Annotated in this window: 13 protein-coding genes; 1 reads left to right on the top strand and 12 read right to left on the bottom strand. The window is 45.8% G+C overall.

Features of this window, described 5'->3' with window-relative positions:
• Position 1: 1 nt before the first annotated feature.
• The 11 genes from ACTHQF_RS12570 to ACTHQF_RS12520 form a co-directional block, all read right to left on the bottom strand.
• Positions 2-235 (bottom strand): MoaD/ThiS family protein, encoded by a 234-nt coding sequence (locus ACTHQF_RS12570; RefSeq protein WP_440430568.1) that lies wholly within the window; start codon positions 233-235, stop codon positions 2-4.
• A 34-nt stretch (positions 236-269) separates the two neighbouring features.
• Entirely contained in the window at positions 270-992 is a 723-nt protein-coding gene (locus tag ACTHQF_RS12565) for a sulfite exporter TauE/SafE family protein (protein ID WP_440430567.1), read from the bottom strand.
• A 1-nt stretch (position 993) separates the two neighbouring features.
• Positions 994-2,175 (bottom strand): molybdopterin molybdotransferase MoeA, encoded by a 1,182-nt coding sequence (locus tag ACTHQF_RS12560; RefSeq protein ID WP_440430566.1) that lies wholly within the window; start codon positions 2,173-2,175, stop codon positions 994-996.
• Positions 2,176-2,181: 6 nt separating this feature from the next.
• The gene (gene moaA / locus ACTHQF_RS12555; RefSeq protein WP_440430565.1) at positions 2,182-3,162 is read right to left on the bottom strand and encodes a GTP 3',8-cyclase MoaA; all 981 of its coding nucleotides are present in this window, start codon (positions 3,160-3,162) and stop codon (positions 2,182-2,184) included.
• A 2-nt stretch (positions 3,163-3,164) separates the two neighbouring features.
• Positions 3,165-3,791 carry a nucleotidyltransferase family protein gene (locus tag ACTHQF_RS12550; protein WP_440430564.1) on the bottom strand — a complete coding sequence of 209 codons (627 nt, stop codon included), beginning with the start codon at positions 3,789-3,791 and terminating at the stop codon, positions 3,165-3,167.
• On the bottom strand, positions 3,791-4,915 hold the full coding sequence (locus ACTHQF_RS12545; protein ID WP_440430563.1) for an XdhC family protein: 1,125 nt from the start codon (positions 4,913-4,915) through the stop codon (positions 3,791-3,793). Before ACTHQF_RS12545 ends, ACTHQF_RS12550 begins: the two co-directional genes overlap by 1 nt.
• Before the next feature lie 1,227 nt (positions 4,916-6,142).
• The gene (locus ACTHQF_RS12540; protein WP_440430562.1) at positions 6,143-6,850 is read right to left on the bottom strand and encodes a DUF421 domain-containing protein; all 708 of its coding nucleotides are present in this window, start codon (positions 6,848-6,850) and stop codon (positions 6,143-6,145) included.
• A gap of 20 nt (positions 6,851-6,870) precedes the next feature.
• Entirely contained in the window at positions 6,871-7,557 is a 687-nt protein-coding gene (locus ACTHQF_RS12535; RefSeq protein WP_440430561.1) for a DUF421 domain-containing protein, read from the bottom strand.
• Between the two features lie 5 nt (positions 7,558-7,562).
• Positions 7,563-8,456: a glucose 1-dehydrogenase gene (locus tag ACTHQF_RS12530; protein ID WP_440430560.1), complete on the bottom strand. Its 894-nt coding sequence runs from the start codon at positions 8,454-8,456 to the stop codon at positions 7,563-7,565.
• Positions 8,457-8,638: 182 nt separating this feature from the next.
• The gene (locus ACTHQF_RS12525) at positions 8,639-9,550 is read right to left on the bottom strand and encodes a carbohydrate kinase family protein (RefSeq protein WP_440430559.1); all 912 of its coding nucleotides are present in this window, start codon (positions 9,548-9,550) and stop codon (positions 8,639-8,641) included.
• A 9-nt stretch (positions 9,551-9,559) separates the two neighbouring features.
• The gene (locus ACTHQF_RS12520; protein ID WP_440430558.1) at positions 9,560-10,891 is read right to left on the bottom strand and encodes a sugar porter family MFS transporter; all 1,332 of its coding nucleotides are present in this window, start codon (positions 10,889-10,891) and stop codon (positions 9,560-9,562) included.
• Positions 10,892-11,000: 109 nt separating this feature from the next.
• On the opposite strand from ACTHQF_RS12520, the gene ACTHQF_RS12515 reads away from it, so the two are divergent.
• On the top strand, positions 11,001-11,432 hold the full coding sequence (locus ACTHQF_RS12515) for an EamA family transporter (RefSeq protein WP_440430557.1): 432 nt from the start codon (positions 11,001-11,003) through the stop codon (positions 11,430-11,432).
• Here ACTHQF_RS12515 and ACTHQF_RS12510 read toward each other — a convergent pair whose 3' ends face one another.
• Positions 11,433-12,467: a GNAT family N-acetyltransferase gene (locus tag ACTHQF_RS12510; RefSeq protein WP_440430556.1), complete on the bottom strand. Its 1,035-nt coding sequence runs from the start codon at positions 12,465-12,467 to the stop codon at positions 11,433-11,435.
• Between the last annotated feature and the right edge of the window lie 4 nt (positions 12,468-12,471).

Genomic DNA, 12,471 nt, shown 5'->3' with positions numbered 1-12,471 from the left:
GCTAGCCTCCCGAAAATGGAGGGAGCAGCGCAACCACTGCACCCGAAGTTAACACTGTATTTTCCTTAACAATCACCTTGTCAACAGCGATAGCATATTGCTTATTTCCCAATTCAGGAAACCTGCTGGTTAGCAGCCGCTGGATTTCGTCTGTATCTGCAGCGGTTAACTGAAAAGGATCCAGCCCCGTGATTTCCGCAATTTGCCCAAAAGGCATAACATTAATTAAATTCATCTATAAAAAATTAAACAGCACTTTAACCTGCTAGCTAAACAAACCAAAGCTTAAATGCCGCCATAAACAACACCAGGCCCAACACATTTTTAAGCACATTCTGGTTGAATTTTGATGCGCCGTAATAGGCACCCAATAAGCCTCCACTAAAGGCTACAACAACATACATCAGCATATTGTTATTGAACGCAATGCCCTTGGTAAACTGCCCCGCAAGTCCGGCTACAGAATTCACAAAAATAAACAAAGCACTGATGGCGGCCGTTTGCTTCTGATCCGTCCACTTTAATAACAATAAAACTGGCGACAGGATAATTCCGCCACCGATGCCGATCATGCCCGATAGCAGGCCGATACCTCCGCCAACCAGCAGCGAGAGATCGAACCGGGACGCCTTTAAAGCTGAAGACTCCGTATTTTTAAAGAAAAAAAGGCGGATAACAGGTAGAAGCAGCAAAGCGCCTAATATTCTTTTATAAATATGATCTTCAATGATGAGCATGCCACCTATAAAAGACATTGGGATGGATGCCGCGGCAAGTGGTATAAATATCTTCTTCAGGAAGTGTTTTCCACGATAGAACTGCAGGAATGCCGATCCCGAGACAAACAAATTCAACAACAAGGCAGTAGGCTTCATCACCTCGGGGGCAATACCGTAAATGGCCATCAAAGCCAGATATCCACTTGCACCTCCATGCCCTACAGAAGCGTATAAAAAAGCAACAACAAAAAGTATGATGTAAAAAAATTCCATGCTATAACCTTGGCAGCAAATGTACTTCCACCTGTTCACCTGCCTGGTAATTACCTTTAGCTTCATCAAGCACAATCAGGCAGTCGGCTTCTGCAAAAGAATGCAGTCTGAACGACTCTTGCGCATGTAAAGGTGTAACATTACCGTTGTTAAAGCTGGCTTTAAGAAAGTGGGTCAAGCCCGATACCTTAGCGTAATCATGCGTTAAAATCCCCTTCGTAACCTGTAGTCTAAGGTTTTTGTCCATCATACGACCAACTGCCGGCAGCACGTATTGATAGAAACAACTTAAGACAGATGATGGATTGCCGGGTAGCCCGAACACGATCTTCTGATATTTGGAGCCAAAAAACAAAGGCTTACCAGGTTTTTGCCTGATCTTGTGGAAGGCCTGCTTTACACCACAGTTTTTTGCTGCTGCAACAACAAAGTCGTAGTCGCCGACACTTACCCCGCCCGTTAGCAACACAAGATCAGCCTCCAGCAATGCCTGGCTCAACACATCCTGCAGAACCTTCAGGTCGTCCACTGCCCGTAACACCGAAACATCTTCTACCCCAAGCTGTCGTAATGCAGCGCTAAGCATCACCGAGTTGGCCTCATAAACCTGACCAAAAGCAAGCGGTTTTCCAGGCTCCTGCAATTCGTTCCCGGTCAGAATGATCGATACTTTCGGTGCAGGGATCACCTGCAGCTCCGGAATACCAATCCCGGCAAGAAAGCCTATCGCCGCCGGGCTGAGCAAGGTACCTGCCTGCATCGCTAATGCACCCCGCTTAATTTCAGCGCCCTTTTCACGGACATGCTGAAAGGCCTGCATTCCTCCATCCTCAACCATTACCCGGCCAGCTTCAAGGCTCACTTTTTCCTGCATCACTACAGTATCGGCGCCAGCAGGCAAGGGGGCTCCTGTAAAAATCCTTACGGCCTCAGCAGGGTCAATATCCAAGGCCGCTGTGCTCCCTGCGGCCATCTCGCCCGCAAGTGTGAATACCGTTCTTCCAGGCTCAAACCGGATGGCATAGCCATCCATGGAGGATTGTCTGAAATTGGGGATATCCGTAAGCGCATAAACATCTTCTCCAAGCACCAAACCTAACACCCGCCCTAAAGGCAGTCGTTGTGACGGTAGGCGCTTCACAGATTCAGTGATGATGTCTTTTGCTTCGTTTACGCTTATCATCTTTATTTATCCTCCAATGGTGATCATACTGCGATTCTCAATATTTAAGGCTTCTATCTGCTGAATGGCCGTCGTAAATTGGCCGCCAAGTTCTTTGGCTTTCGACTTTATGTTTTGGTTGATCAGCGGTAATATCGGCTCACCAGCTCTCAGCGGACCGAGTAAATCCGTCTCTGCACTGGAGAAAAGACAGTTTTTAAGCTTTCCATCTGCGGTCAAACGCATCCTGTTACAGCCTCCACAGAAGGGGGCAGTCATGGTACTGATGATGGCGAAATCACCCTGGTGGCCGGGAATTGCATACTTTCTTGCGGTATCATGAACACTGCCAGGCAATGCAATGAAATCAAACTGCTGGGCGGCAATCTCCAGGATCTCTGCAGAGGAAACGACTTTATTACTGGTCCAGCGGTTTCCACTGAAAGGCATGAATTCGATAAATCGGATGTGTACCGGAGCATTTTTAGTCCAGGCAATGAACGCATTGATTTCCATATCATTCAGATCTTTCATCACCACTACATTGATTTTCACTTCAATGCCCCGGGATAAAAGAAGCTCGATATTTTGCTGCACCTGCAAAAACAGGTTGCGCCGCGTGATGAGGGTAAACTTGTCGGGATCAAGCGTATCCAGACTAACGTTGATCGATTTAATACCCGCATCAACCAGTACATCAATGAAGTCATGCAACCTGGTGCCGTTAGTTGTAATACTTAACTCCACGGGCAGCTGAGATAAACCGGTAATAATCTTTGCAGCGTCTTTACGAACAAACGGTTCACCACCGGTAAGTCTGATCTTTTTTACCCCCTCGGCAACAAAAAGCGAAGCCAGTGAAAAGATCTCTTCCTGTTGCATCAAGCGGGAAGGTGGACTGAAATTGTACTCCTCGTCCGGCATACAATAAAAACACCGCAGATTACAGTTGTCCGTCAGCGAAATGCGTAGGTAATCGTGAACACGGTTGTAGCTATCAATAATCATATCTAATTTCCTTTTCCTGCATCAATAATCTGCTCTTGCTGCCCGGACATAAATGTAACGTAATCTTCTGCAGTATCAATATCTACTGATCCTTTAGGAAATGGAAAAGACAAAACATTTGTTTGATACTTCTTTATAATTTTCTTTGCACCCTCCTGCCCTTCGAGCTTCAGCAATTCATCGAAAAACGCCCTGCCGAAAATCGCAGGGCTCCCTAGGGTGTCGCCATAACTGCAAGCCAGGATACCAGCTGCAGCCGATTCATATTGCCTGATCATTTCCCTGAAAAGGCTGGTGGTAACATAAGGCTGATCACATACCAGCAGTATACAGGCCTCAAGAGTGGGTTGCGCAAGCAACAAGGCCCGCAGACCGCTCCTTATAGAAGTAGACATACCATGTTCCCAGTCCGGATTGAAATTTACCGGCACATCAAACCCGGACAAGGCCTTCCGGATGCCTGAATCTGCCGCGCCACTAACCACTACCGTTGCGGATTCTGCCACATCCAAGGCTTGCTGCACGATATGCGCGATAAATGTACTGCCGTTTAGCTCAAGCAGCTGTTTGGGTCTGCCGAGCCTCGAAGAACTGCCGGCAGCCAGAATAACGATCCCGTATTTTGACATTAGCTATGAATGGGTTCTTCTTTGTGGCGAAGTGATCCGGCGAGCTTACCCGAAAGCACCGCCTTTATCTCCGCAGTGACCGACAAGGCGATTTCTTCAGCGGTTTCCGCACCAAGGTCCAGGCCTACCGGACTATATACATTTTCAAATTCAACGTCAGAAATTGCTTTACCTGCAGCAGCCAATTCATCTAACATGCGCTGCATCTTTTTCTTTGGCCCAAGCAGCCCGATATAAGGGCAATTGGTCTTCGTGATCTGACTCAAAACCTCAAGATCATAGTTGTAATTGTGAGTCATCAGTACAGCCGCAGTACGCTTATCGAAGCGGATGCCGGTTAATGCCGTCTCCGACTTTTGCAAGATCAGGGAGGTTGATTTTGGAAAGCGCTCCGCGGTTACATGGCTGCGCCGGCCATCGGCGACATGCACCTCCCAACCGAGGATGTCGGCCATGGCCACCAGTGGCATTGCATCGTTTCCAGCACCAAACACATAGAGCGCAATAGCAGGTGGAATAACCTCTATAAAGGCTTTTAATGATATCGATCCAACGGTAATATCCCTGAATCTTGTTTTTTGATCTGTCCATGCAAGTTGCACCTCAGCGATGAGCTCGCTTGGTGCATGTTGCTGAAACCAGGTTGTGCTGGCAGACAACTTTTCATCACCCCCAAACAGGAATTGCGTACCGGGTTGCTCCCCACGTTGGTCCAGTGCGAACAGGGTACATAAAACCATATGCTGCCGCTGTGCCTGCAGCAACGTTAACAGCGCGACTGGGTTCATTGGATCTGCCGGATCAATAGGTTCAAAAAGAATATGGACAATGCCATTACAGCCAAGTTGTACACCAAAACGTGCATCGTCTTCGTCAGTGGTATCATAAGTTACAATCTTATTCCTTTGCTCATTGATTGCTAGCATCGCCTTTCGAAGCGCATCCCCTTCCAGGCAGCCACCGCTGATCGCCCCGGTGAGCAGGCCATCCTCGGTAACAAGCATCCGAGCGCCAGGCCGTCGGTAAGAGGAGCCTTCAACCTGTACCACAGTGGCCAGCGCAGTCCTTTTACCTGCCAACTGTGCCTGATGCTGCGCTGCAATAATATCTTTGATTTCCTTCATAGCCGTTACATTGATTTGGGCGAAAACCCCGTACTAATTACAATAATACTAAAGATTAGTTTCAACTAAAAACAGCAAAGGGCAAAGCCCAAAGACGCTTTTAGTTGCTTCGATTTTGCATCGTACTTGCCAGGTACTTGCCAGGTACTTGCTACGTACTTCCTACGTATGGAGACGAAGCAAAGCCCTGGCAAGCCCCTACCAGACACCCGAAAACGCGGTCGCATACCCCTGCTCGAAATCGTCGGCATGGCGAAATTAACGCCGGCCGGTAGCCAGTTGTAAAATCCTGAAAATCTTTATTAGAATTGCCGCATCCCGGATGGATAACAGCATAGCGAAAATAATGGGGAAAGCCTGTAAAAAAAGAAAGGGCTGCTCCATCCAGACGCATCCCTTTTCTAACCAAATATAAACCTGTATGAACGGGTTTTCCTTTATTTCATCCGGTCAACGTATGTTAACCGTAGAACATATAATCTTTTTTAATCGGCAATTACAATTAACTGCCTTTGATGATTCAAATATAGGCTAAATATTCTTAGTGTAAAACATACACTAACATTTTAACACTATTTTAACAATTCTGTGAGAATCTGCTCCTGTATTCAGGACTAACGCTACACCTTTAACTTGACAAAGCCCGTTCCACAAATCCGGTAATTTGTTACGAATTGCACCGGTGAAAAGCTTCATAAGATGCGCCGGGTGCCTAAGCCTAAACGAGTTATAAATACTTGTCTTACTGCAATACTCCGCAAAAGCTTTCCAGAAAATTAAAGGTATTTACGTAGAAGTCACTCGTATTAATACCCAATTTAATATAAATGTCAAATTAAAGGCAATATTGTGCTCCATATATTATGCAGCTTCAGAAAATAAAATTAGCTTTAAAAAAAGAAAGGGTTGCTCCATCCAGAGACAATCCCTTTTCTAACCAAATATAAACCTGTATGAACGGGTTTTTCTTTAAGAATACCTAATGGCGTTATGCCACTGCGGTATATTATGTCTTCGAAACTAATTAAGTTCGACGATTACCAAAATACTAGGTTATACAATCATCGTTTTCTTCAATTCACTTTTTTTAAAACGTCAAAAACACGACCAAATTGTTGTATGATTAACTTTTTCTACGTTTTTTCTGATCTTTTTATAAAACCTCCCATAAAAATTTGATTTAATAGCGTTAAATTATACTATTTGAGCTTCGAAGATAATTAAGTATTACTTCACGGCCTCCTTCCAGCTGTTTGTACCACAGCGTTCACAATCTTTTTCTGGTATTTGCGTATTCGATGTCCGGTTTTCAGCCGAATCTTGGTTACCACAATTACCGCAAACGTAAAGGCCAGTACAAGTTTCATGGGGTTCCCAGTAATCTTCATCTCCCTCAGGAATCACCGAAAGTCCTGGCCGCGTTTCTTCGTTTTTTACCAAAGAAAATGCGCCGCTGGATTCCATGTATAAACGTTTTACTTCGCCGAGATGATCAATACCCTGCGAACGGAGTTGCTGCAAGACCAGGCTTTTAGATAGGGATACATTTTTGAGGCAACTATAGTTTATGACGGAATCCTCAATCAAGACGTTGATATCACCATGGAATACGGTTTCTGCGGTTTGGTTCCGCAGCGTAAAACGGGTGATTCCCCTTTCCGCCAACACAACAACTACAGCAATCACCGCAGCGGGGAGAATACCCCGATCGGGAGCCTGCATCGGTACTCCAATTGCCGCAGCCAAAGCCACCATTGCCGTAAGCTCTGTCACATTCAATTGCAGGGCCATACGTTTTCCCATCAACCGGATGGCTAAGATCAGTAAAAAGTAAATCAGGATCGTTCTTATGATAACTTCTATAAAAAATGCAGCAGGTACATCTCCAATCAATATTCTATGTATGTCTGTTAACTTGAAATCTTCGGTTTTCATTATGCTTCAATACCCCTTCTCTACGCTATCGCTTTAATAAATTCATGTTCATGACATCCTTCACAGGTGTCTATCTCTTCCTTATCGCTCATCATACCACAATTTTTGCAAACCAGTGATTGCTTGTAGTCTACTTTCATGGTTTTGAAAATATCCCGGTCGCTGGGCGGAAATAAGGGGAGCCCCTGATGTGCTTCATCAGCGAGGAGAATGCTGAATGCGCCAGATGGCTCAAGGTACACGCGTCGTACTTTACCCAGGTGGAAGATCTTCTTACTTCTAAGCTCAGAAAATAGCTGTTGTTTAGATACACGTGATGCATGCATTTCTTTAAGCTGCAACACCCCATTTTTAACAATAACCGTTGGTTTCCCCTGGATGATGTCCTCCGCTTTTGGGCTACGATAACCCAGGTGTGTGATGCCGCGGTGTAGCAACAAGGCTGTAATCAGGATCAGTAACCCTTGTAATATACCGCGATCGGGCATTTGCATCGGCACGGAGACTATAGCACCCAAGGTAATCATCACGGTCATCTCGATGATGGTAAGTTGCCCATTCATGCGCTTTCCGAGCCATTTTACCGCAAGCAGCAGTGCCACGTAGATGATGAGCGTTCGTATAAATACTTCAAGAAGGAATTCTGGCGAAGTATTCCCAAAGAGAATCCTTTGCCAGTCCTCCAGTTTAATTTCATCTGCCTTCATAAATGTTAGATCGTTGGGTAACCTCCCGTAACCTGAACTGTCGATCCCGTCATGTAACTGGAATCCTGGGAAGCCAGCAGCACAAATGCAGGTGCGAGCTCTGCGGGTTGCCCTGCTCTTTTTAAAGGCACGTCCTGTCCGAAAGACTTCACCTTTTCTGGTGGCATTGTTGCCGGAATTAGCGGTGTCCATATCGGTCCAGGTGCTACGCAGTTTACACGGATGCCCTTTTCGGCCCAGAGCTGAGCCATACTGGCGGTAAAATTCTGTATAGCGGCCTTTGTTGCGGAGTATGCAATAAGTTGTGGTGGTGCCTTATAGGCATTTACCGACGTGGTGTTTACAATGGTGCTGCCTGGCTTGAGGTATTGCTCCGCTTCTTTGCAGAGGTAGAATAATGGGTAAATGTTTGTTTTGAATGTCTTGTCCCACTCTTCACTGGAAATTTCCTGAAGGGAATCTCTGGACATTTGAAAAGCCGCATTGTTGACCAAAATATCCAGCTGTCCGAATTCTGTTATTGCTTTCTGAATAATCTGCCTGCAATGCGATTCGTCACTGATATCCCCGGACACCAACACTGCTTTGCGGCCCGCGGCTTCCACAAAACTGGCGGTTTCCTGTGCATCCTCATGTTCATTCAGGTAAGAGATCAGCACATCGGCACCTTCACGCGCAAATGCAATCGCTATGGCACGGCCAATCCCAGAGTCTCCACCAGTGATGATTGCCTTTTTACCTTCCAGTTTTCCAGAGCCTTTGTAACTTTCCTCGCCGTGATCCGCTTTTGGATCCAGAGGCGCTTCCTTGCCCGGTTCTTCCTGCTCTTGTTCTTTAAAGGGCGGTGTTGGATGCTTTTCTAATGGATTTTGTTCGTTGTTCATTTCGTTCTGCTCCATCGTATGAATTTCTATTGTTGTTAAACCATTGTTTTTTCCCTCCTTAATACGCCTAGCGTCAAAATGGTTTCAGGATATTTCAATTAGGTCTCAGATCAAGTAGAATCACATGAGCTTCCGTATATACCACACAATCAACAGGTTTGAAGAAGCTGTTTTCAGCTTAGGGCCGGAACTTGGAATTACTTGGGGCGCTTTTCCTGCAAGAAAGCTTCGAACTCAACTTTCTGATAAACCGGGCATGCTCCGGATTGAGCAGTAATGAAAGCACCCATTGCCACAGCATATTCCAATGTGCTTGCAGGATCGGTATGTTGTAGCCGCTTACTTAAGAATGCTGCAAGAAAAGAGTCTCCACTACCGATGGTATCTTTCACTTCAACAGCAAACGCCTGCTGTGTAAACTGATGTTCACGTGCATAGTAGGTCGCTCCTGCTGCCCCTTTAGTAATTACGATTTCATTCACCTCAAAATTTTTGAAAAGGTATTCGACCTGAGCAACTTCGCTATCAGTTGTTGCATCATACCAGCTGGAGATAATGCCCAGTTCCGCTGCATTTACCTTAAGGAGATTTGCAGCTTTAAGCAATCGGTCGATCACTTCTCGACTGTAATGGGGCGCACGCAGGTTTACATCAAATACCTTATACAAATGATTAAACTGCAGCATCCTCAGCAGCGTAGCTGCGCTCAGATCATTTCTGGAGGCCAGGCTGCCATAAACCAATGCGCTACTACTTTCCAATAAGTTTTCATATGCTGGTAACCAAGAAATGAAATCCCAGGCTACCGGGTACACGATCTCATACCGCACCTCATGTTCCGCATTTACGGTCGCGATTACTTCGCTCGTAGGTTGCTGCGCATGAACTTGAATGGTTTCAGCGGAAAGTCCGATATCGCCCACAAAATCCAGTAAAGCCTGGCCCAGAGGATCATCACCAACACTACTGATCAACTTACTATTTATACCAAGCTTTTGCAGGTGATATGCCACATTCATTGGTGCACCACCTGGCCTCTTTACATCGGGAAGGATGTCCCAGAGGATCTCCCCAAAGCAGACTACTGCATTGCTTGTATTATTTTCCATGTTTATGATTTAATGTAAAATGATATTGTCTTCGATCTGTTCCAGAGAACGCCCCTTAGTCTCAGGCATCCAGCGCCAAACGAATAACAATTGCAGTACCATCATGGCTGCAAAGAAAAAGAATGTAGTTGCGCCTCCCAAGGTTTCCGCAAAGTATGGGAAGCCGAAGGCCACTAAAGCTGCCATTACCCAGTGGGTGGAACTGCCGAGTGTTTGTCCTTTTGCACGCACTTGGTTGGGAAAGATCTCTGAAATAAATACCCAGATAACCGCCCCTTGTGAAAAAGCGAAAAACGCGATGAAGAACATCATGTAAATGGGAACGGCAAAGCCGCTAAAGTCTTCTATGTAAAAGGTGTAGCCAACCAGGAACAGGGAGGCAATCAACCCAAAGGACCCGATGAGCATTAACTTCCGCCGGCCTACGCGATCAATAAAATTTATAGCCAGCAGGGTGAATGCAAAGTTGAAAATGCCAATACCAACGGTAGACAACAAGGAGGAATGTGCGCCCAGGCCGGCCATTTCAAAGATCCTGGGTGCGTAATAAATAATGGCGTTGATGCCGGATACCTGGTTGAAAAATGCAAAAAGCATCGCAAGCATTACCGGTTTGCGGTATTGGCCGGAGAAGAGACGGTCATGTGCCCTGCTCTCCTGTCCGCTATGTACCGAATTTCTTATGGAGATCAGTTCCTGATCACAGTTCGCGGGATTAATGATCCGTAAAACCTTCAATGCAGCTTCTTCTGCACCCTTTTTCAGAATCAGCCAGCGTGGGCTTTCCGGAATAAAATAAATTAATACGAGGAACAGTAAGGACGGAAAGGCCTGTACACCAAGCATCCATCGCCAGGAATTTTCGCCTTCGGCGCCGATCAGGTAATTGGACAAATAAGAAATCAGGATACCCAATACGACATTGAACTGAAATAAACCAACCAGGCGTCCCCTTTTATCTGCAGGTGCGATCTCTGAAATATAGATTGGTGCGGTTACCGAAGATATACCGACGCCCAGCCCACCGAGCAAACGAAACACCAGAAAAACGTACCAGTCCTGTGCCAGCGCAGTACCGAGGGCGGAAAGCAGATATGCAGCAGCCACGAAATACAGCGTATTCTTTCGACCATATTGGTCTGAGGGCTTGGAACCCACCAGTGACCCGATCACCGTACCGATCAGTGCAATAGAAATGGTGAGACCATGTTCAAATACAGTTAAGTTCCAAAACTTTTGAATGGACTTTTCGGCACCGGATATTACTGCGGTGTCAAATCCGAATAGAAATCCGCCTAAGGCTACCACAATAGACCAGGCGAGTACAGCATTTTTGCTCATATCAGTTAAAATATTTGGTTTGGAAGATTTTGCTGCATGAAAATAAGTTAATGTTCGGATCTTCCAATCTTTTTTCTGCGAATGCTGTTATCCCTTAAAAAAGCGTAACATGTGGATATTATGGGCCTTAGCCGCTGCGTTTTCCGCAGCATTAGTTGTAGTGTTGACCAAAGCCGGACTCAAGAATGTTGATTCCAACCTTGCATTTGCCATTCAGGCTGTTTTCATTTTCTGTATCACCTGGGGCATTGTGACCGTTCAAGGTAATTTCGCTGCATTGAAAGAAATTGATCAAAAAGGATGGATTCTGCTTGTTCTGGCGGGAATTGCTACGACCTTGTCTACAGTATTCTCCTACAAGGCACTTTCTATTGGACCAGCGGCATACGTCACAACTGTGGAGCGTCTCTCGCTGGTTATAGCAGTCATCTTGTCAATCGTCTTTTTAAAAGAGAAATTCACCTGGCAGCTTGGGCTTGGAGTAACGGTGATGATTGCCGGCGCCGTCCTGATTGCGGTATCGCAGGCAGCATCAAAATAATCAGTCCGGCTTTTGATAGCGGTACAACGGAAAGAAATCAATGTCCATGTCTGCATGCAGCCCTTTATCTGCGAGCAACTCCTCGTAGACCCGCTGATTCGCAATATAGCGCCAGCTGTTGTAGTCCATAAACAATTTGGTAAATCCAGCTTTCCACTTGAACAGGCTATCTTCTTTAAAGTTCAAGCCTCCGCCAAGGTTTATGAATTCATAACCTAGTGATCTTCCCAGTATGCTGGTTTCATCAACCACCAGTTTAGGAGGCGATAGGTTCAGGTGTTCGGTTCTGGTACTCATCAAATGGACCTGCATGATCTTGTTGGTACAGATCACCACACCTCCACTCACAATTTCATCGTTCAAATAAACCAGCATCAGCTTACTTTCATATTCCTCAGAATCCAGGAGTTGTTCAAAGTAGCTTGGCGTGAAAAGATAGTAATCTGAAGCTCCGACACGCTTCATGTTCTCTGTATAGATCTCCGCATAGGTTTGAATGGCTTCCGCAGATTTTGATTCCCGTACCTCGTAGCCTTTCTCCCGAAGGATACGGATTTGCTGCCGATAACTTTTGTGGTAGTTTGCACGCTGCAGCTCAATGGGTACGCGAAGGTCTATGGCGACACTTTTTCCATTAGGGAACAACCCGGAAAAGCTTTCAAGCAGCAGATCCTGGTTGAAAAAAGGATGCAGCCTTGAAAACACAGACACCACTCCTTCGGCTTCCAAGATTTCCAGAAAAGCGGCCTTGAAGCGGGAAAGGAAATCTTTATCCTGCGCATCAAACGGGCGATCAGAGATTGGACCGGTATAGCCATAAACGCAGGTAAGGTCGAAATAACTACTGCCTGATATGGCACGTTTCACTAGCGGATAGGCAATAAAGTGTTCTCCTTCCTGAAAAACATACAGTCGGGCAGCTTCAGGACTGTCGAGCTTATGATAGTACCAGGTATGATAAAAATCATAGGCAGCCGCCCGGTTAATAAGGTCCGTCCATGCCGCTTTATCTTCAATCGTGTAAATCAACATCATAGCA

Origin of the sequence: Pedobacter sp. SAFR-022 (assembly GCF_051965375.1) — a bacterium.
Lineage (GTDB): Bacteria > Bacteroidota > Bacteroidia > Sphingobacteriales > Sphingobacteriaceae > Pedobacter.
Note: the sequence above shows the minus strand (reverse complement) of the source record. Positions and strands in the feature narration are given on the sequence as shown.